Genomic DNA, 24,688 nt, shown 5'->3' with positions numbered 1-24,688 from the left:
TCAGTACACAACTAGCAAGCGGGCCTGCTGCGGCATTCCATCCCATCAAGAGATTGGCGATTCGCCCACGTTTTTGACGCATTTCGTCTATTTGTTTCCTGCTGCAGTGCACGGTCGAGAGAGGGAACCATGCGGCAGGAAAAGACCCGCATCGATTGGCTCGACATCGCCAAGGGTATGTCGATCATCCTCGTGGTCATCTACCACACGCTCCTCTACCACGACTTCCACGAGATTGCGCCGGACCTTTATGCCCGCATCAGCGCCATCATGACGCCGATCCGGATGCCGCTGTTTTTCACCGTCTCCGGCTTTCTTGCCGCATCGGCCGTACAGGCGCCCTGGCACGACTTCCTGCGCCGGAAGATCTGGCTGCTCATCTATCTCTTCGCCGTCTGGAGCAGCGCGCGCTGGCTGTTCTTCCGCTATATCCAGACCAATGCCCTGGTACCGACCGAAGGCAGCGATGCCTACCAGCTGATTGCGATGTGGTGGGCGCCCAATACAGGCATCTGGTTCATCTGGGCACTGGCGATCTTTATGGTCGCCACGAAGCTTCTTTCTTGCGCCCATCATGCGACGACCATCGCGATCGCCGCCATGGTCTCGATCCTGACTTTCGGCGAGCATCTGCAGATCGATCTCTTTACCCATCGCAATGTGCTGCAGTATTTTGTCTTTTTCCTCTTCGGTTGCTGGTACGGAAAATCCGTAGTCGGCACGATCACTCAGCGCCCGCTTCTGATGGCGTTCGGCGGCTTCCTGCTGTTTGCGGCACTCTATCTGTTGCGATGGCGGCTGCAGGCCGTCGAGAAAGGCAGTTGGGCGCTGCTCTCTTCCATCGCCGGCCTGGCATGGCTTTGCGGAACCGCCGTACTGATGTCGCGGCTGCAGCCTGTTCGGCACGCTTTCGCCTATTTCGGGCGCAACACGCTTCCGGTCTATGTGACGCACGTCATGATCGTTTCGCTGCTGGTGGCGGCGATCGCAACGCTGGTGAAGGCGCACGCGGCAAACGGCTATGTGACCACGCCTCTTGTCGTGATCGTCGCGATCGGCCTGTCGCTCGCCATCAAGGCAGTTGCCGATCGCAGCGGCGCCGGCTGGCTCTACGTTCCCCCCGCAAGGCGCAAGCGGCAAGCGCTTGCCGCTTGAAGCGGTCGAGGCGATAGCCTGGGCCAAAACAAACTCTAAAGTTCGCTCAGCGTCCGCTTGACAGCATTGCGCCATCCCTTGACCTTCGCAGCCCGCGTCTTTTCATCCATGTCCGGCTCGAATCGCCGGTCGCGTTTCCACGTGGCTGAGAAGGTCTTGCGGTCTGGCCATACACCTGCCCTGCTTCCGGCAAGCCAGGCAGCACCGAGGGCAGTGGTTTCGAGGATAACCGGGCGATCGACGGGCGCTTCGAGCAAATCTGCCAGCCGCTGCATCGTCCAGTCGGAGGCAACCATGCCGCCGTCGACACGCAGCACCGTGTCGTCCTTGCCGTTCTTCCAGTCCTTTTGCATGGCATCGAGCAGGTCGCGGGTCTGGTAGCAGACGGCTTCGAGCGCAGCGCGGGCGAATTCGGCTGGACCGCTGTTGCGGGTGAGGCCGAAGATAGCGCCACGCGCCTCCGGGTCCCAATGGGGCGCACCAAGGCCGGTGAAGGCAGGGACGAGATAGACCTCCTGTGTCGGGTCGGCCCGTTCCGCAAGCTCGCCGGTCTTCGAAGCGCGGTCGATGATTCCGAGTCCGTCGCGCAGCCACTGCACGGCCGCGCCCGCAATGAAGATCGAGCCTTCGAGCGCATAGGTCGTTTCGCCGTTTAGGCGATAGGCGATCGTGGTGAGCAGCCGGTTCTTGGAGCGCACCATGTCGGCGCCGGTGTTCAAGAGTGCGAAGCAGCCTGTGCCGTAGGTGGATTTCATCATGCCAGGCTCGAAACAGGCCTGGCCGATGGTCGCAGCCTGCTGATCGCCGGCTACGCCGAGAATCGGGATCGCAGCGCCGAAGATCGAGGCATCGGCAACGCCGAAATCATCCGCGCAGTCCTTCACATGCGGCAGCATGGCGGCCGGCACGCGCAGAATTTCGAGCAGGTCTTCGTCCCATGTGTTCTCGGCGATGTTATACATCAGCGTGCGTGAGGCATTCGTGGCGTCGGTGACGAAGCTTTTGCCGCCTGTCAGCCGCCAGATCAGGAAGGTGTCGATGGTGCCAAAGCAAAGCTCGCCCTTGGCGGCGCGCGCCCGTGCTCCCTTCACATTGGCCAGCAGCCAGGAAAGCTTGGTGCCGGAGAAATAGGGATCGAGGATCAGCCCGGTCTTCTTGGTGAACGTCCTTTCGAGACCCTGGCGCTTGAGATTGTCGCAGTACCTCGCCGTGCGGCGGTCCTGCCAAACGATGGCGTTCTGGATCGGCTTGCCGGTCTCGCGTTCCCAGACGACAACAGTCTCGCGCTGGTTGGTGATGCCAAGTGCCGCAATGTCCTTGGCCTCGATCTTCGCCTCGCGCAGCGCCATGTGGACGGTGGAGACCACCGAATCCCAGATCTCCTCCGGATCGTGTTCGACCCAGCCGGAACGGGGATAGATCTGCGTGAACTCCTTTTGGCCCGCGCCGGCGATCCTCAGCTCGCTATCGAAAATGATCGCCCGCGTCGACGTCGTGCCCTGATCGATCGCCAAAACATATCCGCTCACGCTGTCCCTCCCATGCGCATTGCTTTGTTGCAGAAATCAATAAGGCACCAAAGCGAACCTGAAAAGAAAATAAAACGAAAAAGAAGCAGCGCCCATCCCGCGCTCGGCTGCTCTCTTTCCAGCCTGCAAATCGTCTCTCCCGCGCGATTGCCAGGAACGCCGCTTTGGGCATAACCTTCGCGATATTGCGTCGCGAAAACAAGCCATAGGGAGAACAGCATGAAGAGAACCGTTGTCGTCACCGGATCCACCAGCGGCATTGGGCTTGCGATCGCCACCGCCTTTGCCGGAAAGGGCGACAATGTCGTCATCAACGGCTTCGGAAAGGCGGACGAAATCAAGGCGATAGTGGAGCGGCTTGAATCGCTTTCCGAGGGAAGTGCCCTCTACCACCCGGCCGACATGACAAAACCCGCGGAGATCGCAGACCTGATCGCCACGGCGGCGAAGACCTTCGGCACCGTCGACGTGCTGGTCAACAATGCCGGCATCCAGCATGTCGAGAAGATCGAGGATTTCCCGATCGAGAAATGGGACCAGATCATCGCCATCAACCTGTCGAGCTCGTTTCATACGATGCGCGCCGCCATCCCGCAGATGAAGGCGAAGAAGCATGGCCGCATCATCAATATCGCCTCAGCGCACGGCCTCGTCGCCTCGCCTTTCAAATCCGCCTATGTGGCCGCAAAACATGGTATATTAGGCCTGACGAAGACAGCGGCGCTCGAGCTTGCCGAATTCGGCGTGACGGTGAACGCCATCTGCCCCGGCTATGTGCTGACGCCGCTCGTCGAAAAGCAGATACCGGATACCGCCAAGGCCCGCGGGATGACGGAGGAACAGGTGAAGACCGAGGTCATCCTCAAGGCTCAGCCGACGCGCGAATTCGTCAAGGCCGAGGAGATCGGCGCCATGGCGCTCTACCTCGCCAGCGACGACGCCCGGCAGGTGACAGGCACCCACATCTCGATTGACGGGGGCTGGACCGCGGCATAACCATTTCAAAAACAAGAACAAGGAACAACATGAAAGACAGCATCCGCTTCATCCTCAACGGCGAGGACATCACGCTGAGCGATGTCCACCCCTCCGAGATGCTTCTCGATTTTCTGCGGTTGAGGCGCCGGCTGACCGGCACGAAGGAAGGATGCGCCGAGGGTGATTGCGGCGCCTGCACGGTGCTCGTCGGCCGGTTGCTCGACGGCAAGCTCTTCTATGAGACGGTCAATGCCTGTATTCGGCTGTTAGGATCGCTGAACGGCACGCATGTCGTCACCGTCGAGCATCTGGCCGCCAGGAACGGCACGCTGCATCCGGTACAGCAGGCGATGGTGGACTACCACGGTTCCCAATGCGGCTTCTGCACGCCGGGCTTCGTGATGTCGCTCTATGGCCTCTGGCTTTCCAACGAGAAGCCCGGACGGGCCGAGATCGAAAAGGCGCTTCAGGGCAATCTCTGTCGCTGCACCGGGTACGAGCCGATCGTCAAGGCGGCCGAAGCCGTCAGCCGTGCGCGCCCGAGCACGCTCTTTGATCCGCTCGAAAAGACGCGCTCCGAAATCGTTTCCAGGCTCTGGGCGATGCAGACACGCGAAACGATCACCATTGTTTCCGGCGAGGATCGACTGATCGTTCCCGGCTCGGTCGAGGCGTTGGCGCGCTTGCTGGCCGATGAGCCGCAGGCAACCGTCATCGCCGGTTCCACCGATGTGGGGCTCTGGGTGACGAAGCAGATGCGCACCTTGAGCCCCGCCGTCTTCATCAATCACCTGAACGAACTGCAGGCGATCAAGACCACGGACGGCGGCGTGACGATCGGCGCGGGCGTCACCTATACCAAGGCTTTCGAAATCCTCGCGCCGAAGGTACCGACGCTCGGCAATCTCATCAACCGCATCGGCGGCGAGCAGGTGCGCAACATGGGTACGATCGGCGGCAATATCGCCAACGGCTCGCCGATCGGTGACAGCCCGCCGCCTTTGATCGCGCTCGGCGCCACGCTGAAGCTACGCTCGGCAACCGGGACGCGTATGCTGCGACTCGAGGACTATTTCCTCGAATACGGCAAGCAGGACCGCAAGCCTGGCGAATTCGTCGAGAGCGTCTTCATGCCCTACCCGGCCGAAGGCAGCCAGTTCGCGGTCTACAAGATCACCAAACGCCGCGACGAGGACATCACTGCCGTGCTCGGCGCCTTCTATCTGACACTCGATGAGGCAGGCGACGTCAACGACATCCGCATCGCCTTCGGCGGCATGGCCGGAACGCCGAAGCGCGCCCGCACCGTCGAATCCGATCTCATCGGCAAGCCGTGGAACGAGGAAACCGTCGACAAGGCACGCGACGCCTTCGACGCCGATTTCCAGCCGCTGACCGACTGGCGCGCCACCGCCGAATATCGGCAACTGACGGCAAAGAACCTGCTGAGGCGCTTCTACCTGGAAACGGTGGGCACGCCGGTGGAATTGAAGCGGTTCGAGGGGGTGGCGTGATGACGATCATCACCATGGCCGCAAGCAGCCGCCCTCATCCGGCTGCCACCACCTTTTCCCCGCCCGGTTCGCCATGCTCGGGCTTGAGCCGAGCATCCACGCCTGAGCGGCTAGAGCGGACACCAAACGCCAGTGCAGGCAACTCGGAGGAGCCAACTGATGGATAAATCCACCTTCGACACCGCCAAGGTCGTCATCAGCGGTCCCATGCACAGCGCGCTGAAACATGATTCAGCGCATAAGCATGTCACCGGAACTGCCGATTATATCGACGATATTCCGGAACCCGCGGGCCTGCTGCACGGCGCGCTCGGAATGTCCGACCGCGCCCATGCCGAGATCCTCAGCATGGACCTTTCCGAAGTCCGCAGGCACCCCGGCGTCGTTTGGGTCTTCACTGGCAAGGACGTGCCGGGCGTCAACGATGTCAGTTCCAACGGCAGTCATGACGAGCCGCTGCTTGCCGAAACCGGGGTCGAGTTCCATGGCCAGGCGGTCTTTGCGGTGATCGCCGAGACCCGCGATGCAGCGCGGAAGGCCGCACAGAAGGCGAAGATCGAGTATCGCGATCTGCCGCACTGGAGCGATATCGACGGCGCGCTCGAAAACGGCAGCCCGCTCGTCATCGCGCCGATGACGCTGCAGCGCGGCGACGCCAAGGCCGAGATAGACAACGCCCCGCACCGGCTGAAAGGCCAAATGCGCATCGGCGGGCAGGAGCATTTTTACCTCGAAGGCCACGTCGCCATGGCGATCCCCGGCGAGGATGACGAGGTGACAGTCTGGTCCTCCACGCAGCACCCGAGCGAAATCCAGCATATCGTCGGCCATGTGCTGAACATTCCGTCGAATGCCGTTACGGTGAATGTGCGCCGCATGGGCGGCGGCTTCGGTGGCAAGGAAACGCAGGGAAACCAGTTTGCAGCGCTTGCCGCCATCGCCGCCAAAAAGCTGAAACGTGCCGTTAAATTCCGCCCCGACCGCGACGAGGACATGAGCACCACCGGCAAGCGCCACGACTTTGTGGTGGATTACCAGCTCGCCTTCGACAATGAAGGCCGCATCCACGCCGTCGACGCAACCTACGCGGCGCGCTGCGGCTTCTCGTCGGACCTGTCCGGCCCGGTGACGGACCGCGCGCTCTTCCATGCCGATTCCAGCTATTTCTATCCGCATGTGCATCTGACCTCGATGCCGCTGAAGACGCATACCGTCTCGAATACTGCCTTCCGCGGTTTCGGGGGGCCGCAGGGCATGCTGGGAGCTGAGCGCTTCATCGAAGAGATCGCTTATGCGATTGGCAAGGACCCGCTCGAAATCCGCAAACTGAACTTCTACGGTCAGCCGGGTTCTGGCCGCACAACGACCCCCTACCACCAGGAAGTTGAAGACAACATCATCCTGCGCATCGTCGAGGAATTGGAGGAAAGTGCCAATTACCAGGCGCGCCGCAATGCCATCATCGGCTTCAACCGCGACAGCCGCTACATCCGCAAGGGCATTGCGCTGACGCCGGTGAAATTCGGCATCTCCTTTACGATGACCGCCTTCAACCAGGCGGGCGCGCTGGTCCATATCTATCAGGACGGTTCGATCCATCTGAACCATGGCGGCACGGAGATGGGCCAGGGCCTTTATACCAAGGTGGCGCAGGTGCTGTCGGACAGTTTCCAGGTCGATATCGACCGCGTGAAGATCACCGCGACGACCACCAGCAAGGTTCCGAACACGTCTGCGACCGCCGCCTCCTCCGGTTCCGACCTGAACGGCATGGCCGCCTATGACGCTGCTCGGCAGATCAAGGAGCGGCTCGTTGCCTTCGCCGCAGACAAATGGAGCGTCGATCCGGCTGAAATCGTCTTCCTGCCGAACCGGGTGCGCGTCGGCGAGAAGGAAATCCCCTTCCCCGATTTCATCAAGCAGGCCTATTTCGCCCGCGTGCAGCTCTCGGCAGCGGGCTTCTACAAGACGCCGAAAATCCATTGGGATCGGGCAGCAGGGCGCGGCACGCCGTTCTATTATTTCGCCTATGGCGCGGCCTGCAGCGAAGTCTCGATCGACACACTGACCGGCGAATACCTGATCGACCGCACCGACATCCTGCACGACGTCGGCCGCTCGCTGAACCCGGCGATCGACATCGGCCAGGTGGAAGGGGGCTTCGTGCAGGGCATGGGCTGGCTGACGACGGAAGAACTCTGGTGGGACGACAAGGGCCGACTGCGCACGCATGCCCCCTCGACCTACAAGATCCCGCTTGCCTCCGACCGGCCGAAGATCTTCAACGTCCGTCTTGCCGAATGGTCGGAGAATGCCGAGCCCACCATCGGCCGCTCGAAGGCCGTCGGCGAACCGCCGCTCATGCTGGCGATCTCCGTTTTCGAAGCACTCTCGATGGCGGTGGCCAGCGTCGCCGACTACAAGGTCTGCCCACGGCTCGACGCCCCTGCAACGCCTGAGCGGGTATTGATGGCAGTGGAGCGGATGAAGCGGGTGTAAGAGTGGCTGGCTTACTGATGCCTCAAGCCAAGGTGAATGAGCGGGGGAGAAAGACCTACCCGGTTAGAGGCGATGGCTCCCTGCAATCTGCAGGCTGCGGTGATTCGCCCATTGTTTGGCGTCAAGCACCAATATCAATCTTTTCTCCTGTGAGGGAAGTGTCAGGCAGGCCCGAGGGGGGTGCTTTCGGGCCATGACATCCTCGTTCCTCGCCTTCACGTCCGCTCACCCCGCCATCATCCTCATCGACATTGTCGAAACCCAAGGCTCCACGCCGCGCGAAGCCGGCGCCTTCATGCTCGTCGCTGAAAATGCCACCTGGGGCACGATCGGCGGCGGGCAGTTGGAGTTCATGGTGATCCGAAACGCACGAGAGCTGCTTATAGGCAGCGGCAGGGCGACCATGGATATTCCGCTTGGGCCGGAGATCGGGCAATGCTGCGGCGGGCGTGCTAAGTTGCGGTTCCGGCGGGTGACGGATGATCTGATGACAGAGCTGAAAGCACGGCAGGCCGAGGAAACGGCGCGCCTTCCGGAGGTCTATCTTTTCGGCGCAGGCCATGTCGGGCATGCGCTCGCAGCCGCACTTGCGCCGCTGCCGGTCTTCGTGACAGTGGTTGAGACGCGTAAGGAAGAGCTTGCGAACCTACCGCCGGAAGCGACGACGCAGCTTACGCCGATGCCGGAAGCGCTGGTGAAGGAGATGCCCGAGGGCTCCGCCGTCGTCATCCTGACGCACGACCATGCGCTGGACTTTCTGATCGCCCGCGAGGCGCTGGCGAGAACCGACCTTGCCTATACCGGCATGATCGGCTCGGCCACGAAACGGGCGACCTTTGCAAACTGGCTTTCGCGAGAAGGCGGTGAGCGGAACTGGCTCGACCGCCTCACCCTGCCGATCGGCGGCTCAGCAGTCAGGGACAAGCGGCCGGAAGTGATCGCCGCCATGACCGCTGCCGAAATACTGACGGCACTTTCGGCTTATCGGCAGAGATCGCTCTCGTAACGGGGATCGCGCCCGTCCAGGAAGCCAAGATCGCGCTTCACGCGATCCGGAATGCCGTCGAGATCGAGCCGCGACGGGTGGAAAATCTTGCCATAAGCCCAGCCTGTCAGGCCTGAAATAAGTGACAAAAGCGAAAGATTGACGAGATTTGTGTTCTCTTCGATAGCATGGCACTCCATAACGTCACCCTTGTTCAACTGATGGTATGGCTTGCAGATTGCCGCTAAAAATGCTGCAATTCCAATCGAACAACCGTCTATATGCATAAAGAGAACTTATCCATGAAGCTGTCGAAACAGTTCCCGCTGAATGCGCTGCGCGTCTTTGAAGCCGTGGCGCGGCTCGGCAGCTTTACGAAGGCGGGCGAAGAGCTCGGCATGACGCAGACGGCTGTGAGTTATCAGGTGAAACTGCTGGAGGAGAATATTGGCGAACCCCTGTTCCTGCGCCGCCCGCGCCAGATTAGCCTGACGGATACTGGCGAACGGCTGGCGCCGAGGGTGACGGAAGGATTTGCCATCCTGAGCGAAGCAGTCGCCTCCGTCAGCGCCGCAGCAGAAGAAATGCTGCTTATCCACTCGACTCCGACCTTTGCGGCGCAGTGGCTGGCGAGACATATAGGATCGTTTCACCTGAAATATCCGAGCACTGCGGTAAGATTGAAAACCTCAGACACGCTGATCGATTTTTCGCGCGAGCCCGCCGATCTCGCACTCCGCAGCGGCAAGGGCAACTGGCCGGGCCTGCGTTCCCATATGCTGATGAAGGTGACGTTTACGCCGATGCTGGCGCCCGCATTGGCCGAGTCGATCGGCGGCATCCATTCACCGGCCGACCTTTTGAAGCTGCGGCTGATCGATGCCGGAGACCCTTGGTGGCTACAGTGGTTCACCGAGGCCGGCGTACCAAACCCCGATCTTGCCGGTCGACCCCGCTCAAGGCTCGGCGCGCAGTCCTTTGAAGCAAGTGCCGCAATTGCCGGCCAAGGCGTTGCAATCCTGACGCCGGAATTTTATTCGGACGACCTCGCCGCCGGCCGGCTCTGCCAGCCCTTCGACCTCGTCTGCTACGACGGCGCCGACTACTGGCTCGCCTATCCGGAAAGCCGAAGAAATGTGCCGAAGATCCGGGCCTTCCGGAACTGGATCATCGGCGAGATGGACGCGCACTCTCTGAGCGGCGCTCAATAGCCCATTTCGGGCGCGTAGAAGCAGCGCGGCGTGTCCTCGTTCGGGAACAGGCAGAGGTGATATTCGCCATCGCCGGATTGCATCGCCTTCGTCATCGGCAGCATGAAGACATGTGCCCGCGTCACCAGCCGGTGGTCGCCGGGCAATAGCGTCACCCGATACCCTCTGGGCGTCACCTTGACGCTTTTCGAAGGGATCATCTGGCAATCGCCAGTATGGTTGTCGCCATTGCAACAGAAGGGTTCGTACGACCAACCCGCTGGCGCGTCGTGTGCACTCACACTCGACGCGAACGCAATCATCACACCTGCCAGAATGCTGCGCATGGGCATCTTCTCCGTCGATGAATGCGCCGCCTCAATGCGGTTTCCACCTCATCCTGGCGGCCCATAATGGTAATTGTAACCGAGTCGTGACATTTCAAGGATCACTAAATATTGCAGTGCAACATACTCAAAACCAGACGTGCTAACTTAAACCGTCCGCAACTTTCAATGACCTCGCGGTCACATAATCCATGCTGACGGAGACCGAATTGAGGCTTATCGTGCGGAAATACGTCGCGTCGGAAACAGTCGCCGGTACGTGCTCCTCGGCAAAGCAGACGGCTGACGTCTTTCCCCTTCCCTCCCGCAGCAACTTTCTGCAATGTGGCGAGTCGGAGGAAGACAGGGGAACTGAATGTATGAATATGCCATAGCGTGGGAATGGCTGGCTTTTGCGACACGCTGGTTTCACGTCATTACCGCGATCGCGTGGATCGGCTCGTCCTTCTATTTCATTGCGCTTGATCTCGGGCTGGTGAAGCGTCCGCATCTTCCACCGGGCGCCCATGGCGAGGAGTGGCAGGTGCATGGCGGCGGCTTCTATCACATCCAGAAGTATCTGGTGGCACCGGCGCAGATGCCGGAGCATCTGACCTGGTTCAAATACGAAAGCTACTTCACTTGGCTCTCCGGCTTTCTGATGCTCTGCATCGTCTATTATGGCGGAGCCGACCTCTTCCTCATCGACCGCCATGTGCTGGACATCAGCGCGCCTGTCGCGATCCTGATCTCGCTCGCCTCGCTGGCCGTCGGCTGGGTCGTCTACGACCTGCTCTGCAAGTCGCCGCTCGGCAAAAACACCTGGGGCCTGATGGCGGTGCTCTATGGCGTGATCGTCTTCATGGCCTGGGGCTACACGCAGCTCTTCACCGGCCGCGCCGCCTTCCTGCATCTCGGCGCCTTCACGGCAACGATCATGTCGGCCAACGTCTTTATGATCATCATCCCGAACCAGAAGATCGTCGTCGCCGACCTTATCGCTGGACGCACGCCTGATCCGAAATACGGCGCTGTCGCCAAGCAGCGCTCACTGCACAACAACTACCTGACGCTGCCAGTCATCTTCTTCATGCTGTCGAACCACTATCCGCTGGCCTTCGGCACCGCCTTCAACTGGGTGATTGCAGCGCTCGTCTTCCTGATGGGCGTCACCATCCGCCACTGGTTCAACACGACGCACGCACGCAAGGGGCGCCCGACCTGGACCTGGATCGCGACCGTCATCCTCTTCATCCTCATCATGTGGCTTTCGACGGTGCCTAAGGTGCTGACCGGTGGAAGCGAAACGGCTGCCGTCGCGCCGGCCTTCCGCCAGTTTGCGGGCGATCCCCACTTCCCTGCCGTCAAGGAGGTGATCGGCACGCGCTGTTCGATGTGCCATGCCGCCGAGCCAGTCTACGAGGGTCTCGCCCGGCCGCCGAACGGCGTCATCTTCGAAACCGACGCCGAAATCGCCGCCCATGCGCGTGAAATCTATATACAGGCGGGCCGCAGCCATGCCATGCCGCCCGGCAACGTGACGGAGATCACGTCGGACGAGCGGAAGCTGCTCGTTACCTGGTTCGAAAGCGCAGTCGAAGGCAAACAGCAATGATGACGAAACTCCTGCGCGGGCGCCTGCTCTCGTTCAAACGCGCGCCCCTCAGCGTCACTGATAAGGACAGCTACCGCTATGAGAGCGACGGCGGCCTGCTGATCGAGGCAGGCAAGATCGCGGCGATCGGCGCTTACTCCGACATCAGGAAGAAGGCTCCGGCAGATGCGGTGGAGATCGACCACCGCCCATACCTCATTATGCCGGGCTTCATCGACACGCATCTGCATTTTCCGCAGATGCAGGTGATCGCCTCCTACGCAGCCAACCTGCTCGAATGGCTGAACACATACACTTTCCCGGAAGAATGCCGCTTCGTCGAAACCGCGCATGCCGAAAAGATCGCGACGCATTTCTACGACGAACTGGCCCGCCACGGCACGACGACGGCTGCCGCCTATTGCTCCGTCCATAAGACCTCCGCCGATGCCTACTTCTCGGAGGCCATACGCCGCAACATGTGCATGGTCGGCGGCAAGGTAATGATGGACCGCAATGCCCCGCAGGGCCTGCTCGACACGCCTGAGATGGGCTATGACGAAACGCGGCAGGTGATTGCCGACTGGCACGGCAAGGGCCGAAACCACGTCGCCATCACCCCGCGCTTCGCCATCACTTCGACGCCGCAGCAGCTGGCGGCGGCCCAGGCTCTCACCCAGGAATTTCCGGACCTGCACATTCAGACGCATCTTTCGGAAAACCACGATGAGATCAGGTTCACCTGCGAACTGTACCCGGATGCGATCGACTACACCGATATCTACGCCCGCTACGGCCTGCTAGGCCCGAAGAGCCTCTTCGGCCACTGCATTCACCTCTCCGAGCGCGAGGCGGATGCCATGAGCGAAGCCGGTTCGGTTGCAGTCCATTGCCCGACCTCGAACCTCTTCCTCGGCTCCGGCCTCTTCCCCCTGAAGGCACTGGCGCGCCGCGAAAAATCCGTCAGGATCGGCGTTGCCACCGACATTGGCGGCGGCTCCAGCTATTCGATGCTGCGCACCATGGACGAAGCCTACAAGATACAGCAGCTCCTCGGCGAGCGCCTCAACCCGCTCGAAAGCTATTACTACATGACGCTCGGCAATGCCGAGGCGCTTTCGCTCGCCGATAGCATCGGCACCCTGGATGAAGGCACGGACGCCGATCTCGTCGTCCTGAACGGAGCGGCAACGCCAGCCATGGCGTTGAAGATGGACGTGGTGAAGACGCTGCCGGAAGAACTCTTCCTGCTGCTGACGATGGGCGACGACCGGGCGGTCGTGGAGACATACGTGGCGGGCGAGGCAGCAAAGAGCAACCTCACTCTCTGAAGCAGACGAACTGGAATTCTCGCGACGCTGATCGATTCTTATGAGGCGTTACACTATCCAATCCATCTGCCCGACCCATCGCCGCCATTCTATTCCGCACGCAACAACAGGGCTTTAGCCGCATGGACCTTGAACCGATGCTCGGCAGCCCAGGACGCGTGGCGGAAATTCTCAACCGCAGGCGATTCCTCTCGCTTGAACTGACCTGCCCGCTGCATGCGCATCTTGAGATCGGACCGGCACATTGATCCAGCCGATCCGTACCAACAACGCGGCATAGGATATCAATAAGACCAGCTTTTCTTCAAAGCTTCCATCACCGCGCGGATGATCGGGACATTCCTGATGTCGGAGTGAACGACGAGCCAGACTTCGCGTGTCAGCGGCTTGGGCTCCCGAATGGCCTTCACGAGTCCGTCCAAGCCGGCAAGGAGGAAATTCGGCAGGAGGGCGACACCGCCGCCGGCTCGCGCGGCGGAAAGCTGGAACTCGAGGGTCGTGGCCTTGATGAAGAGTTTTCGCCCGTTCGCCACCTCGAGCAGGCGAGTTGACTGCGGCGAGCTCGACATGGTTTCGTCATAGGCGATGAAGTTCCAGTCCTCCTCCGGCACAGAAGCCAGATAAGTTGGCGCCGCATAGAAGCCAAAAGCCACGTCGCCAAGCTTGGTGATGGTAAAGTCTCCCTGTTCCGGCTTCGTCATGCGGACCGCGATGTCCGCCTCCCGCCGGTCGAGCGAGGCGTATCGCGTCTCGCCGACAATGGTGATGCCGATGTCTGGATGGTTGCGCCGGAGCTCGACGAGCGGCCCGGCGAGCACCGCGGCCGCAAACGTCGGCGGTGCGCTCACCTTGACATCGCCGGCAAGCCTGCCGCCGGCAGCAAGGCTCACACGTTCAATCGCCCGCGCCTCCTCGTCCATGCGCTCGGCCATCGCCGCGACTCGTTGCCCCTCTGCCGTTAGCGATATGCGACGCCCGCGCCGATCGACGAGCTTCACGCCCATTTGCGCCTCCAGGCCGGCGACGCGGCGGGCGACCGTCGCATGCTCCACGGCGAGCGAGCGGGCAGCGCCGAGCAAAGTTCCAGTCTGCGCCAGGGCCGCGAAATAGCGAAGATTTTCCCAATCGAACATTGATCATTTTTTCCCATCAGTTGGCAGACAATAGGGAATTTCCGATCAACAAGCCATCGGCCATGATTGCTGCGACAGCAAATCGGAGCACAGACATTGGACAAGATCGTTACACTTCAGGCGCCGGGCGGCATCGAACAACTGCAGGTCCTGGAGCACACGCCGCAGCAGCCTGGCCCCAATGAGATCCGCATACGGCATGAAGCGATCGGCATGAATTTCGTCGACATCTACCATCGGAAAGGGATCTATCCCTTGCCAGCCTATCCCGCAGTCCTTGGCGTCGAGGGCGCGGGCATCGTAGAGGCTGTCGGTACCGGCACCGTCGACCTGAAACCGGGTGACCGCGTTGCCTATGCCGGAACGGTCGGCGCCTATGCCGCAACGCGCCTGCTCCCCGCCCAGCGCGCCATCCGCCTTCCGGACGATATTCCATCACGCCTCGCCGCAGCCTCGATGCTGAAGGGCATGACTGCCTACATGCTGCTGACGCAGACCTACAAAGTCGCCCCCGGCACGATCGTCCTCGTGCATGCGGCAGCCGGCGGGCTCGGCGCCATTTTGGTTCAATGGGCAAAGCATCTCGGCGCAACAGTGATCGGGACCGTCAGTTCTGCGCAAAAGGCAGTGCTTGCCCGCAAGCATGGCGCCGACCACCTGATCGTCGGGCGCGATGCGGATGTCGTGGGCGAAGTGAAGCGGCTGACTGGCGGCCGCGGCGTTGACGCAGCCTATGACGGCATCGGCGGCAGCATGCTGTCGAAGACCATCCAATGCCTGCGGCCATTCGGCGTCGCCGCAACGATCGGTCAGGCCGCCGGCCCGATACCGCCGGTCGCAGTCGAGGAACTGCGCCCCGGAAAATCTCTCGCCCATCCAAGCATCATCGCCTATGTCGCCGACCTCGATAGTTACAAAGCGGCGGCCAGAGCCGTGGTCGAGATTCTGCGTTCCGGCATCACAGCAACGATTGCCGGAGAATACACTTTGCCCGACGCCGCCAAGGCGCAGCAACTCCTCGAAGAAGGACGTGTTGCGGGCAGTCTTATTCTTGTTCCATAGGCTGCGAAAGAGATACCCAACAGTTTGGAAATCATGTTAAGGGCCACGGCACTATCCAGATGCGAAAGTCCGTCCATGGCCACTCCTCTCACCATCGCTGACCTCAAGCAACTCGCCCAGCGCCGCGTGCCGAAAATGTTCTTCGACTATGCGGATTCCGGCGCCTGGACGGAGTCGACCTATCAGGCGAATGAGAGCGATTACGCCAAGATCAAGCTGCGCCAGCGCGTACTCGTCGACATGACGAACCGCACGCTGGAAACGACGATGATCGGCCAGAAAGTCTCGATGCCGGTGGCGCTCGCGCCAACCGGCTTGACGGGCATGCAGCATGCCGACGGCGAGATGCTGGCTGCCCGCGCGGCCGAGGAATTCGGCGTCCCCTTCACTCTCTCGACCATGAGCATCTGCTCGATCGAGGATGTCGCCTCGGTGACGACGCGGCCGTTCTGGTTCCAGCTCTATGTGATGAAGGACAAGGACTTCGTCATGGACCTCATCAACCGCGCCAAGGCGGCCAAGTGCTCGGCGCTGGTGCTGACGGCCGACCTGCAGATCCTCGGCCAGCGGCATAAGGACCTGCGCAACGGCCTCTCCGCTCCGCCGAAATTCACGCCGAAGCATATCTGGCAAATGGCGACGCGCCCCTTCTGGTGCCTCGACATGCTGAAGACGAAGCACCGCACCTTCGGCAACATCGTGGGCCACGCCAAGAATGTTTCCGACCTCTCCTCGCTGTCTTCCTGGACGGCCGAGCAGTTCGATCCGCAGCTCTCCTGGGCCGACGTCGCCTGGATCAAGGAAAAGTGGGGCGGCCCGTTGATCATCAAGGGCATTCTCGACGTCGAGGACGCGAAGGCCGCAGCCGAGACGGGCGCCGACGCAATCGTCGTCTCCAACCATGGCGGCCGTCAGCTCGACGGCGCCCCTTCCTCGATCAGCATGCTCCCGCCGATCGTCGATGCCGTCGGACATAGAATCGAGATCCATCTCGACGGCGGCATCCGCTCCGGCCAGGACGTGCTGAAGGCGGTGGCGCTCGGCGCCAAGGGCACTTATATCGGCCGTCCCTTCCTCTACGGCCTCGGCGCCATGGGCAAAGAAGGCGTGACACTGGCGCTCGGCATCCTCCGCAAGGAGATGGACATCACCATGGCGCTCTGCGGCAAACGCGACATCAACGACGTCAACTCCTCCATCATCGCCGGGCGGCAGTAGCGCTTCTGACACATCAAGCGGGCTTTGGAAGGCATCGGTTCAATGCGGGATCTCGCAAGGAGTTGAACGGCCCAAATCCGCGCGAGCCCTAGGCGCGTTTTCGTTGGTCAATCCACGTCCAGGATCCGTCCGCATGACATTCAAGAACGGCATCATAAGCGGTGCGCGGAGCGTCCGCTTCCGCGAAGTTGATGCATGCGATTTTTTGTTCCGCGAGAAGCCTGAGAATCTCCGCCAAATGCTCCTGACCGAAGATGGTATCGGCTTTCTCCAGAAGGACATAGGACGGGGCCGCGACGAGGACGCCAGCGATTGCGACAAGCTGTTGTTCGCGCGGTGACAGTATAGCAGACCAGTCTTGCTCCTTATCAAGATCGCTGGGGGTCAGAGCGCGCGCCAGACCAAGCTTTCCGAGCAAAGCGACGATCCGGTCATCCGATTCCTCCGTCGCAAGTTCCGATGGCACCAGGAACCGGCGCAAAGTACCGGGAGCGGGATATGGGCGCTGCGCGAGGAACCGCATGCGCTCGCGTGGTGGCCGAATGATGCGTCCTTTCCCAGAGGTGCCAATTCCCACGGTGGCCCGGAACAATGCCGTGCCCGCGGCTTCGCCGTCTCCGGCAACGATCAATCGCGTGTCGGTCGGGACCACCATCGAAAGATTCTTCAGCAGAACCTCCTGCGTCGGCGACGTCAGCGTAACGCGTTCATAAGCAAGACGTCCTTCGGTCTCGACGATTTCAAGCTCGGTGACTGTCGGTTCACGAGCTTCCTCGATTGCTTCCAACAGGGAGCTGATGCGCGCCACGACGGTCGCAAAATTCGAGATCGACTTGAACTGTCTCACAATGAAGGAGAACGCGCCTACGAGCATCGCAAATGCCGCGGCCGATTGGGTGATCACGCCGAACTCCATATCGCCACGGATAAATGCTGGCGCGATGATGACGACCGGTATGATTTGTATCATCCAGTTGAAGCCGGTGGTGAAGAAGCCCACGTTGCGATTGACGGCGATTATGCGTTTGAAGTTCGCGGTGAGTTCGTCGAACTGCCTCAATAACGCATTTGCGTAGTGTTGCTCTCCCCCCTCGATAACAATCGATTCCGAGTTCTCCCGCACACGGATGAGACCGGACCGGAAGGCAGCTTCGCTGTCGAGCTGGTTATAGTTGAGATTGATCAAGGGGCGACCCAACACGACCGTCATGTACGATCCAATTGCCGAATAAAGTACAGCCGCGATGAAAAGGAGCGGGCTAATCAACCACAGCACGCTCGAAAAGGTCAAGATCGTCAACATACTGTTTAGGAGCAGTAGCACGAAGGAAAGCGTGGTATTCGTGAACGCCTTGATATCCTCGGCAATCCGCTGGTCAGGGTGCGAGAGCTTGCCTCGAATTCCGACCCGGTAGAATGTGCCGCCTGTCATGTAGAGACCGATCGCGCGACGCGTTAGGAATTCCCGCCAGAGCAAAGCCAGTCGTTCTTCCGCGAACCGCGCAACCACCGAGACAATCGTCGAAGCGGCGAATGCGCCAGTATAGAGGATTGCCTGGCGAATGAATTCAGCGGTTTGCCTTTCCGCGATCGCCGTCATAAAGTATCGGCCGACGAAACTGTTGACCACGTTCAGAGCGCTGATGCCACCAAAGAGAGTGAACAGTGCGAAGAGAAGGAACCTGGCTCGTCCGCCCACATCCGATGTCATAAAGATTTTGACCGCGTGGACGAACCTGGTCGCCGTCAACTTGAGCGGAATATGCTGCTGGCTCATGCTCGCCCCCCGCCGGTTTGTGCTTGAAGGAGTATAGCTTGAAAAGCGTTTCGCGGGGACGACGCGTGAAGGTCGGCAGTCTGTCGGCGAAGTCCTCTGCTGTTAAAGGTCACCGCTTTGGGCGCGCTTAAGATGTTGATCCTCTACAGCCCAAGAGGCGAGCTAAAACGCCGCGTATGATACTGTAAAATACGTTGGTGCGTCGAAGCGCTGCACCTATGCTGCGAGCGCGAAGAGAACATATGCAACATGTGCCTAAAGCCGAGGGCTTGCACTCGTCTTTCAACATGGAGCATGTGCAGATGGCGGGTTTGGAGAACGTTGGGAAAGCCGGCGACACGAGAAATATGAGCGGCTGATAGCCAAGGCCAAGCAGGCTCCCCTTATGACGACGGTCGTCGCGCATCCTTGCGACGAGACATCGCGCGCGGGGCGGAGCTTCGATCCCCACACCCACGTCCGGACTATGAGGTCGTGAAACAGGAGTCCTTCGGCGCTTCACAAAGACGACTAAACAACTATCGAATCCAGCCCGTTGCCAGCGCGGCCGCCCAGTCGGGGCGGCCGTTTGCTTTTGCAAGTCTCGACATCGCCATGTGATCGTAGGCGACGTTGCGGAAATAAGGTGTCCAGCCGGACGCGGATTTCTCCAGGATGGCGTAGCTTGCCATCGGATGGCCAGTCTCCACCTTGTGCGGATAGGGTTTGTCATCGTCATAAGCCGGGCCGCCGACGCTGCCGGGATTGACGATTAGGCGGCCGTCGCGAAGCTGGACAAGGCGCGAAATATGGCTATGGCCGCACAGGATCAGCGGCAAATCGATCCCCTCCGCTAGCGCCTCGATCTCTTCCAAGGGCTTCAGAAGCACATGGCCTTCCGGCGCGACTGATTCCAGCCAGTAGAGATTGTCATCCTTGGGCGTCGCGTGGCAGAGATAGGCTTCACCTTTGTAGATGAGGTTGCTCGGCAGAGATCGCAGCCAATCGAGGTGATGCGGTAGAAGCTGCTGATAAGCAGCTTTGTCGGAAGCATGCATGGATTCTGGCTTCTGCTCGATCAGGTAGCGGTCGTGGTTGCCGCGGACTGTCGGAAGGGCGAGCGAGAGAAGCAGATCGGCGGTCTTTCCTGCTTCCAGCGGACTACTGAAGCAATCGCCAAGATCGACGATATCCGAAATGCCCTGCGCGCGGATATCAGCAAGCACGGCCTCCAGAGCCAGATGATTGCCGTGGATATCGGCGATAGCTGCAAACCGCATCGGCTAGCTCCCGCGATAGGTGGAATAGCCGTAAGGCGAGATCAAAAGCGGCACGTGATAATGCGCGCCGGTGTCGGCGATGCCGAAGCGGATCGGTACCAGATCGAGAAAGGCCGGATGCGGCAGCGGCATGCCTAACGCGCGCAGATAATCGCCGGCATGGAACAGCAGTTCGTAGGTTCCTGCCTGGAAATTCTCGCCGGAGAGGATCGCGCCGCCGTCGACACGGCCGTCCGAATTGGTCTCGACCGTCTTGATGTGGTGGCGGATATCCCCGTCCAGGCGAAAAAGGTCGATCCTCAGCCTTTCAGCAGGCTTACCGGAGGCGGTGTCGAGAACATGGGTCGTCAGTCCGGTCATAGAGCTGGCTCGCTGATCGTGTATGAGGTTTCGAAGAAATGCTCTTGCAGATTGTCGCCTGGACCGTCCCTGTCAACAACGAGAAAGTCGCTTGATTGGCCGAGCACGAGCAGCGGGTGATGCCAGACGTTGCGCCGATAGTTCACGCCCTGGTCGCCGTGTGCGAGAAACACCTGCGGCCTGCCGGGCTTTCCGTCCTGATCTTCCGAAACCACGACCAGAAATGGCCGCCCGGACAGCGGCGAGAAACTCTGGCTGCCGAAAGGATGCCGCTCCATCATGCCGATCTCATAGGGAAAGGCGCGCGGCTGGCCGCGGAAGAGATTGATGATGACGCGTGCGCCCTCGCCTGCCGCCTCGGCCGTCGCCAGCGCATGGAAACGTTCCGTCGTGCCGCCGTTGATATACCGCATTGTTGCCGGATCGGCCTCGATAACGTCGCCGAACGGCGCGAAAGCAGTTTTGGTGAGAGGCTGAATGTCGAGAAGGTCTGTCAAAAGTCATTCACCCTGGGCGTGCCAGTGACGCAATCCATGCAGTTGATCGAGAAGATCGGGGATGGCTGTTTGCGCAGTATCCCAAACGGTGTCTAGGTTCATGCTCATATAGCCGTGCGCGATCCGGTTTCTCATTTCGCGCATCTTTTGCCAGGGCACGTTGGAAAATTCCGCCGCAAACTCGGGATAATCCTCCATGATTCGCGATGTTGCCGCGCCGATCATCAGGAGGTTCATTCCAACCGCGCGCTGTCTCACAAGATCCTTCAGAAATTCATCCTTGCTCATGTCCTTGACGAAATCGACGGTTTCGAATGCGACCTGCTGCATCTCGTCGAGATAGGTTCGAAGCCGATCGATACTCATACAGGCTTGGCTTCCTGCAGGACCCGGCTGCGGACACGTTCGGGAAAATCGCCTGGCGTCAAAACGTGGATTTCCGTCCCGGACATCAGCGCCTGCAACTCCTCCAGCAACCCGTCGAGATCGAATAGCGTCGCCCCCGGCAACGCATCGACGAGAATATCGAGATCGCTGTCTGGCCTGTCCTCGCCGCGGGCGACGGAACCGAAGATGCGCGGGTTCGCCGCGTTGAAACGCGTCGTGGCATCGCGCATCGCCTGCCTGTTCTTTTCCAGTACTTCCGATGGCTTCATCGAGGCATCACTCCTGATGCCTCGAATATAGGCGAGCGGCGATAAAGAAGAAAGAACTCACCCCTTCACCCCGAAGAGCCGCAGCCGCATGATGCCGCCATCCGGATGCATCGCGATGCGGACATGCGTCACCGGCCCGATATTGGCGATGGCATCCGCGCCATATTCGTGGATGTGGTCCATCTGCAGCTTGGTGCGCGTCAGGATCGGCTTCCAGTTTTCCGAAGCCGCAGTATCTGCTTCGCTCAGCGTATCGCCAAGCTCGGGCAGAAAAGCGCCGAGAAGCTCGCAGGTGTCGGGGAAATTGCCCTTGAAGAAAGCGGTATCGACAATGACGCGATTGATCGTGCCTGGGTGGCCGAGTCGGATCACAGCCCAGTCGTGACCCGGGCCGCGGCGGCGCTTGGTTTCCCAGCCGTCGCCCATATTGATACCGCGGCCGGGGCCGAGCATCTTGTCCGGGTGGCCATAATGGGCGTCCGACCAGGCAAGCGACTTCGCGCCATTGAAGATATAGCCGAGGTCAACCTCCTCGCTCGCACCGACCTTCGACCAGTCGAAATAAGCCGAGCCGTAGACGCGCAGGCGCGCGACGCCGCCATCGGGATAGATATGCAGGCGCAGATGCGTCCAGATCTTTTCCTTGCCAGCATTCTCGAAGAAATGATGCGCACTTGGCCCCAGAGGCGACTTCGCGAGGATTTCGGTCCACACCGTTGCATCGGTCGGGTCGCCGTCTTCGACGAAAGCGGCCTCGATCGAGCAATGCGGCGGATAGTTGCCGGTAAAATAGCTGGTGTCGACGTCGAACCCGAAAATACGGCCGGGCATGGCAAGCTTGACGATCGCCCAGTCATGGCCGGGGACGCGCTTGCGGCGGCTTTCCCAGCCGTCCATGTACTTGCCGTTGTCATCGTAAAGGTCCGGATCGAAGCTCGCCGGCACATCCTGCAGCATGCGCTCCAGTGGCGCAAAGAACTCGTCCGTCGCATAGAGACCCCTGGCGCCGAGGCGCGCGGAAGCAAGATTGATCGTGCCGTTCGCGAAGGACGGCAGGCTGGCATTGGTATTCTCGGTCATTCACTTCTCCGGAAGCATGGATGTCAGGCGCAAAAGCGCAATCTTTTCGACCTCAGCGCAGGCGGTCGCAAGTTCCTCGTCGCGGCCGTTGCCGATGCGTTTTTCGAAAGCCGCAAGAATATCGTCCTTGTTCAATCCCTTCACGGCAATGATGAAGGGAAAGCCAAATTTCTGGACATAGGCGGCGTTGAGTTCGGTGAAGCGGGCATGCTCTTCGCCGCTCAGCCGGTCAAGACCGGCACTTGCCTGCTCCTTCTTGCTGTCTTCCGTCAGTTCGCCGGCGACTGCCAGGCGTCCGGCAAGATCGGGATGGGCGCGAAGCACGCCAAGACGCTCCTCCTCGCTTGCCGCGCGAAAGATCGCGACGAGCGGAATGTGCACCTTATCCACAGTCAACTCATCACCAATGAAACCGTCGTCATAGGCGCGCTCGGCGATGAAGGGCGAATGTTCGAAGACACCGCCGAAACGCGACACGAATTCATCCCGCCGGATCATCAGGTCATGTCCTGTTTGTGGTGCTTGTGCCAATGCTCGGCAATCTCGATCCGGCGAGGGACCCACACGTTGTCGTGCTTCAGCACATACTCGATGAAACGCTTCAGGGCTGCAGCGCGGGCGGGCCGACCGACCAGGCGGCAATGCAGGCCGACCGACATCATCTTCGGGTTGCCAGCCTTGCCTTCTTCGTAGAGCGTATCGAAGGCATCCTTGAGATAGGTGAAGAATTGATCGCCGGAATTGAAGCCCTGCGGCGTCGCAAAGCGCATGTCGTTCGTTTCAAGCGTATACGGAATGATGAGGAACGGTTTGTCATCAACCCCCTTCACCCAGTAGGGCAGGTCATCGGCATAAGAGTCTGACGAATAAAGGAACCCGCCTTCCTCCTGAACCAGCCGGAGCGTATTGTCGGAGGGCTTTCCCTGATACATGCCGTAGGGGCGTTCGCCCGTGAGCTCGGTGTGGAGACGCACCGCTTCGAGAATGTGCTTGCGCTCGAGGTCTTCTGGAAAATCCTTGTACTCCAGCCAGCGGTAGCCATGGCTGGCTATCTCCCAGCCGGCTTCCTTCATCGCCGCGACGGCCTCCGGATTGCGGGCCATCGCAAGCGTCACCCCGTAGACGGTCGCCTGAACCTTGAGCTCGGTGAACATGCGCCAGAGCCGCCAGAATCCGGCGCGTGAACCATATTCGTAGATCGATTCCATGTTCAGGTTGCGCTGGCCCGGCCAGGGCGCCGCTCCCACGATTTCCGACAGTAGGTTCTCAGACGCCGGATCGCCATCGAGGATCGAGCTCTCGCCGCCCTCTTCGTAATTGATGACGAACTGCACGGCGAGGCGGGCCCCGTCCGGCCATTTCGGATCGGGGGTGTTGCGACCATAGCCGACGAGATTGCGCGGATAGGTATCGGAAGCCATCAAATCACCTTTTGAAAGTCAGGCGAAACGGTAGCACCCGGAGACGGAATGTCGAGACGGAAATGCGAAACTGACTTTCGCCGCTACGGCACAAGTCGCCGCCTCTGCAAGAGGATCAAATGCCTGTGGCCCGCAATAGCGCGACGCAGAAGACGCCGAGCGCCACGGAAACGAGCATCGGTAGACGGAGTGCCGCAATGGCGGTGACCGCGCATGCGATCGTTTCCGCAATACCGGTGGCAAAGGCGGTCGGGGCGACGACCGCCATCAGAACGGCAGGCGGAATGGATTCGATCGCCTTTCGGCGGCTTCCCTCCAAGGACACATGCCACATGAGCACAAGACCGCTCAGGCGGGTGAGCACCGTCACGGCTGCCATAGCGGCGATCGCAAGAAGGGTGGAGAGGTCGACTGTCATGGCGTCACCTCAACGCGCCGGCTGCCACTGGCGACTGCCGCAAGCAGACCGGCGACGGCGCCGGCTGCGATGTACCAGACGCCTGGCACGAAATATTGGGTCGCTACCGCGGCCGCACCGCTTGCGATAAGCACAGTGCCGGTTTCCGGTCCCTTCCAGAAGCCCATGACGAGCACTATGAAGACGGCCGGAAAGGCGAAATCCAGTCCGAGCGTCACGGGATCACCGAGGAATGCGCCGAGCGTCGCGCCCGCAAGGCTCGAAAGCACCCAGGCGAGATAGAAAGGCGCGGCAAGCCCAGCGAACCAAGCGGGCGTGAGCCGCGCGAGACCGGCGCGAAATTCCGCCATCGCCCAGATCTCGTCCGCAAGAAACAGGCTTGCGAAATAGCGCCCGCGTCCGCCAAAGGCCTGCATCTTGGTGCCGATCGAAGCACTCATCAGCACATGGCGGATATTGACGAGCAGGGCCGCAAAACCGACGCTCGTCCACGAGGCCGGGTGCGTCCAGATATCCATTGCCACGAACTGCGAGCCGCCGGCAAAGACCAGCGCGCTCATCAGCGCCGCCTCGACCGGGGAAAGCCCTTTCGTGACTGCGACCGCGCCGAAGACGAGGCCGATCGGTATGACGGCAGCGATGAGCGGCGAAATGGCTCGCATGCCGCCTACGAACTCCGCCCATTTTCCATTCTCGTTCACCACAG

26 protein-coding genes are annotated in these 24,688 nt (G+C 60.6%); 10 read left to right on the top strand and 16 right to left on the bottom strand.

Annotated elements, in window-relative coordinates:
• Positions 1-129 precede the first annotated feature (129 nt).
• Positions 130-1,155, top strand: a complete 1,026-nt coding sequence (locus BLP23_RS11520; RefSeq protein ID WP_092585029.1) for an acyltransferase family protein — start codon at positions 130-132, stop codon at positions 1,153-1,155.
• Between the two features lie 35 nt (positions 1,156-1,190).
• Here BLP23_RS11520 and glpK read toward each other — a convergent pair whose 3' ends face one another.
• The gene (gene glpK / locus BLP23_RS11515; protein WP_092585028.1) at positions 1,191-2,684 is read right to left on the bottom strand and encodes a glycerol kinase GlpK; all 1,494 of its coding nucleotides are present in this window, start codon (positions 2,682-2,684) and stop codon (positions 1,191-1,193) included.
• On the bottom strand, positions 2,681-2,926 hold the full coding sequence (locus tag BLP23_RS11510; protein ID WP_139187053.1) for a hypothetical protein: 246 nt from the start codon (positions 2,924-2,926) through the stop codon (positions 2,681-2,683). Before BLP23_RS11510 ends, glpK begins: the two co-directional genes overlap by 4 nt.
• On the opposite strand from BLP23_RS11510, the gene BLP23_RS11505 reads away from it, so the two are divergent.
• From BLP23_RS11505 to xdhC, 4 genes are all read left to right on the top strand, one after another.
• Positions 2,904-3,680 (top strand): 3-hydroxybutyrate dehydrogenase, encoded by a 777-nt coding sequence (locus BLP23_RS11505; RefSeq protein WP_092585026.1) that lies wholly within the window; start codon positions 2,904-2,906, stop codon positions 3,678-3,680. The two genes, BLP23_RS11510 and BLP23_RS11505, sit on opposite strands and share 23 nt — an antisense overlap.
• A 29-nt stretch (positions 3,681-3,709) precedes the next feature.
• The gene (gene xdhA, locus BLP23_RS11500) at positions 3,710-5,176 is read left to right on the top strand and encodes a xanthine dehydrogenase small subunit (protein ID WP_092585025.1); all 1,467 of its coding nucleotides are present in this window, start codon (positions 3,710-3,712) and stop codon (positions 5,174-5,176) included.
• Positions 5,177-5,335: 159 nt separating this feature from the next.
• Entirely contained in the window at positions 5,336-7,675 is a 2,340-nt protein-coding gene (xdhB, locus tag BLP23_RS11495; RefSeq protein WP_092585024.1) for a xanthine dehydrogenase molybdopterin binding subunit, read from the top strand.
• 193 nt (positions 7,676-7,868) lie between these two features.
• On the top strand, positions 7,869-8,681 hold the full coding sequence (xdhC, locus tag BLP23_RS11490) for a xanthine dehydrogenase accessory protein XdhC (protein ID WP_092585023.1): 813 nt from the start codon (positions 7,869-7,871) through the stop codon (positions 8,679-8,681).
• On the opposite strand, the gene BLP23_RS11485 is transcribed toward xdhC, so the two are convergent.
• Positions 8,657-8,860 (bottom strand): hypothetical protein, encoded by a 204-nt coding sequence (locus BLP23_RS11485; RefSeq protein ID WP_092585022.1) that lies wholly within the window; start codon positions 8,858-8,860, stop codon positions 8,657-8,659. The genes xdhC and BLP23_RS11485 overlap by 25 nt on opposite strands.
• 81 nt (positions 8,861-8,941) lie before the next feature.
• Here BLP23_RS11485 and BLP23_RS11480 point away from each other — a divergent pair, with 81 nt between their 5' ends.
• Positions 8,942-9,871, top strand: a complete 930-nt coding sequence (locus tag BLP23_RS11480) for a LysR substrate-binding domain-containing protein (RefSeq protein ID WP_092585021.1) — start codon at positions 8,942-8,944, stop codon at positions 9,869-9,871.
• On the opposite strand, the gene BLP23_RS11475 is transcribed toward BLP23_RS11480, so the two are convergent.
• Complete coding sequence (locus tag BLP23_RS11475) at positions 9,865-10,197, bottom strand: hypothetical protein (RefSeq protein WP_022714113.1); 333 nt, start codon at positions 10,195-10,197, stop codon at positions 9,865-9,867. The genes BLP23_RS11480 and BLP23_RS11475 overlap by 7 nt on opposite strands.
• Before the next feature lie 355 nt (positions 10,198-10,552).
• On the opposite strand from BLP23_RS11475, the gene BLP23_RS11470 reads away from it, so the two are divergent.
• Entirely contained in the window at positions 10,553-11,791 is a 1,239-nt protein-coding gene (locus BLP23_RS11470; protein ID WP_092585020.1) for a urate hydroxylase PuuD, read from the top strand.
• Positions 11,788-13,101, top strand: coding sequence for a guanine deaminase (gene guaD, locus BLP23_RS11465; RefSeq protein WP_092585019.1), 1,314 nt, complete (start codon positions 11,788-11,790; stop codon positions 13,099-13,101). The genes BLP23_RS11470 and guaD overlap by 4 nt, the downstream gene beginning before the upstream one ends.
• Before the next feature lie 284 nt (positions 13,102-13,385).
• On the opposite strand, the gene BLP23_RS11460 is transcribed toward guaD, so the two are convergent.
• Complete coding sequence (locus tag BLP23_RS11460; protein WP_092585018.1) at positions 13,386-14,234, bottom strand: LysR family transcriptional regulator; 849 nt, start codon at positions 14,232-14,234, stop codon at positions 13,386-13,388.
• Between the two features lie 96 nt (positions 14,235-14,330).
• Here BLP23_RS11460 and BLP23_RS11455 point away from each other — a divergent pair, with 96 nt between their 5' ends.
• Positions 14,331-15,296, top strand: coding sequence for a quinone oxidoreductase family protein (locus BLP23_RS11455; RefSeq protein WP_092585017.1), 966 nt, complete (start codon positions 14,331-14,333; stop codon positions 15,294-15,296).
• Between the two features lie 75 nt (positions 15,297-15,371).
• Positions 15,372-16,514: an alpha-hydroxy acid oxidase gene (locus BLP23_RS11450; RefSeq protein ID WP_092585016.1), complete on the top strand. Its 1,143-nt coding sequence runs from the start codon at positions 15,372-15,374 to the stop codon at positions 16,512-16,514.
• An 88-nt stretch (positions 16,515-16,602) separates the two neighbouring features.
• Here the strand turns inward: BLP23_RS11450 and BLP23_RS11445 are convergent, their stop codons facing one another.
• The 11 genes from BLP23_RS11445 to BLP23_RS11395 form a co-directional block, all read right to left on the bottom strand.
• Positions 16,603-18,291, bottom strand: coding sequence for an ABC transporter ATP-binding protein/permease (locus BLP23_RS11445; RefSeq protein ID WP_092585015.1), 1,689 nt, complete (start codon positions 18,289-18,291; stop codon positions 16,603-16,605).
• Positions 18,292-18,809: 518 nt separating this feature from the next.
• Complete coding sequence (locus tag BLP23_RS11440; RefSeq protein ID WP_092585014.1) at positions 18,810-19,550, bottom strand: metallophosphoesterase family protein; 741 nt, start codon at positions 19,548-19,550, stop codon at positions 18,810-18,812.
• Positions 19,551-19,553: 3 nt separating this feature from the next.
• On the bottom strand, positions 19,554-19,910 hold the full coding sequence (gene uraH, locus BLP23_RS11435) for a hydroxyisourate hydrolase (RefSeq protein WP_022717068.1): 357 nt from the start codon (positions 19,908-19,910) through the stop codon (positions 19,554-19,556).
• Entirely contained in the window at positions 19,907-20,407 is a 501-nt protein-coding gene (locus BLP23_RS11430; protein WP_074069131.1) for an ureidoglycolate lyase, read from the bottom strand. The genes uraH and BLP23_RS11430 overlap by 4 nt, the downstream gene beginning before the upstream one ends.
• A gap of 3 nt (positions 20,408-20,410) precedes the next feature.
• On the bottom strand, positions 20,411-20,773 hold the full coding sequence (locus tag BLP23_RS11425; RefSeq protein ID WP_092585013.1) for a HepT-like ribonuclease domain-containing protein: 363 nt from the start codon (positions 20,771-20,773) through the stop codon (positions 20,411-20,413).
• A complete protein-coding gene (locus BLP23_RS11420) occupies positions 20,770-21,063 on the bottom strand; it encodes a nucleotidyltransferase family protein (RefSeq protein ID WP_092585012.1) in 294 nt (97 codons plus the stop codon). The genes BLP23_RS11425 and BLP23_RS11420 overlap by 4 nt, the downstream gene beginning before the upstream one ends.
• Before the next feature lie 57 nt (positions 21,064-21,120).
• Complete coding sequence (gene alc, locus BLP23_RS11415; protein ID WP_092585011.1) at positions 21,121-22,143, bottom strand: allantoicase; 1,023 nt, start codon at positions 22,141-22,143, stop codon at positions 21,121-21,123.
• The gene (gene uraD / locus BLP23_RS11410; RefSeq protein ID WP_092585010.1) at positions 22,144-22,641 is read right to left on the bottom strand and encodes a 2-oxo-4-hydroxy-4-carboxy-5-ureidoimidazoline decarboxylase; all 498 of its coding nucleotides are present in this window, start codon (positions 22,639-22,641) and stop codon (positions 22,144-22,146) included.
• The gene (gene puuE, locus BLP23_RS11405; RefSeq protein WP_092585009.1) at positions 22,641-23,564 is read right to left on the bottom strand and encodes an allantoinase PuuE; all 924 of its coding nucleotides are present in this window, start codon (positions 23,562-23,564) and stop codon (positions 22,641-22,643) included. The genes uraD and puuE overlap by 1 nt, the downstream gene beginning before the upstream one ends.
• 115 nt (positions 23,565-23,679) lie before the next feature.
• On the bottom strand, positions 23,680-23,982 hold the full coding sequence (locus BLP23_RS11400; protein WP_092585008.1) for an AzlD family protein: 303 nt from the start codon (positions 23,980-23,982) through the stop codon (positions 23,680-23,682).
• A complete protein-coding gene (locus BLP23_RS11395) occupies positions 23,979-24,644 on the bottom strand; it encodes an AzlC family ABC transporter permease (RefSeq protein ID WP_092585552.1) in 666 nt (221 codons plus the stop codon). The genes BLP23_RS11400 and BLP23_RS11395 overlap by 4 nt, the downstream gene beginning before the upstream one ends.
• Positions 24,645-24,688 lie beyond the last annotated feature (44 nt).

This window comes from Rhizobium mongolense subsp. loessense (assembly GCF_900099775.1).
GTDB lineage: Bacteria > Pseudomonadota > Alphaproteobacteria > Rhizobiales > Rhizobiaceae > Rhizobium > Rhizobium loessense.
The sequence above is the reverse complement of the archived record's forward strand: the minus strand, read 5'-3'. Positions and strand labels throughout refer to the sequence as shown.

Coding starts and splice junctions, on each gene's coding strand:
- BLP23_RS11520 (WP_092585029.1), top strand. CDS start 130: ATGCGGCAGGAAAAGACCCGCATCGATTGGCTCGACATCGCCAAGGGT.
- BLP23_RS11505 (WP_092585026.1), top strand. CDS start 2,904: ATGAAGAGAACCGTTGTCGTCACCGGATCCACCAGCGGCATTGGGCTT.
- xdhA (WP_092585025.1), top strand. CDS start 3,710: ATGAAAGACAGCATCCGCTTCATCCTCAACGGCGAGGACATCACGCTG.
- xdhB (WP_092585024.1), top strand. CDS start 5,336: ATGGATAAATCCACCTTCGACACCGCCAAGGTCGTCATCAGCGGTCCC.
- xdhC (WP_092585023.1), top strand. CDS start 7,869: ATGACATCCTCGTTCCTCGCCTTCACGTCCGCTCACCCCGCCATCATC.
- BLP23_RS11485 (WP_092585022.1), bottom strand. CDS start 8,860: ATGGAGTGCCATGCTATCGAAGAGAACACAAATCTCGTCAATCTTTCG.
- BLP23_RS11480 (WP_092585021.1), top strand. CDS start 8,942: ATGCATAAAGAGAACTTATCCATGAAGCTGTCGAAACAGTTCCCGCTG.
- BLP23_RS11475 (WP_022714113.1), bottom strand. CDS start 10,197: ATGCGCAGCATTCTGGCAGGTGTGATGATTGCGTTCGCGTCGAGTGTG.
- BLP23_RS11470 (WP_092585020.1), top strand. CDS start 10,553: ATGTATGAATATGCCATAGCGTGGGAATGGCTGGCTTTTGCGACACGC.
- guaD (WP_092585019.1), top strand. CDS start 11,788: ATGATGACGAAACTCCTGCGCGGGCGCCTGCTCTCGTTCAAACGCGCG.
- BLP23_RS11460 (WP_092585018.1), bottom strand. CDS start 14,234: ATGTTCGATTGGGAAAATCTTCGCTATTTCGCGGCCCTGGCGCAGACT.
- BLP23_RS11450 (WP_092585016.1), top strand. CDS start 15,372: ATGGCCACTCCTCTCACCATCGCTGACCTCAAGCAACTCGCCCAGCGC.
- BLP23_RS11445 (WP_092585015.1), bottom strand. CDS start 18,291: ATGAGCCAGCAGCATATTCCGCTCAAGTTGACGGCGACCAGGTTCGTC.
- BLP23_RS11440 (WP_092585014.1), bottom strand. CDS start 19,550: ATGCGGTTTGCAGCTATCGCCGATATCCACGGCAATCATCTGGCTCTG.
- uraH (WP_022717068.1), bottom strand. CDS start 19,910: ATGACCGGACTGACGACCCATGTTCTCGACACCGCCTCCGGTAAGCCT.
- BLP23_RS11425 (WP_092585013.1), bottom strand. CDS start 20,773: ATGAGTATCGATCGGCTTCGAACCTATCTCGACGAGATGCAGCAGGTC.
- BLP23_RS11420 (WP_092585012.1), bottom strand. CDS start 21,063: ATGAAGCCATCGGAAGTACTGGAAAAGAACAGGCAGGCGATGCGCGAT.
- alc (WP_092585011.1), bottom strand. CDS start 22,143: ATGACCGAGAATACCAATGCCAGCCTGCCGTCCTTCGCGAACGGCACG.
- uraD (WP_092585010.1), bottom strand. CDS start 22,641: ATGATCCGGCGGGATGAATTCGTGTCGCGTTTCGGCGGTGTCTTCGAA.
- puuE (WP_092585009.1), bottom strand. CDS start 23,564: ATGGCTTCCGATACCTATCCGCGCAATCTCGTCGGCTATGGTCGCAAC.
- BLP23_RS11400 (WP_092585008.1), bottom strand. CDS start 23,982: ATGACAGTCGACCTCTCCACCCTTCTTGCGATCGCCGCTATGGCAGCC.
- BLP23_RS11395 (WP_092585552.1), bottom strand. CDS start 24,644: ATGCGAGCCATTTCGCCGCTCATCGCTGCCGTCATACCGATCGGCCTC.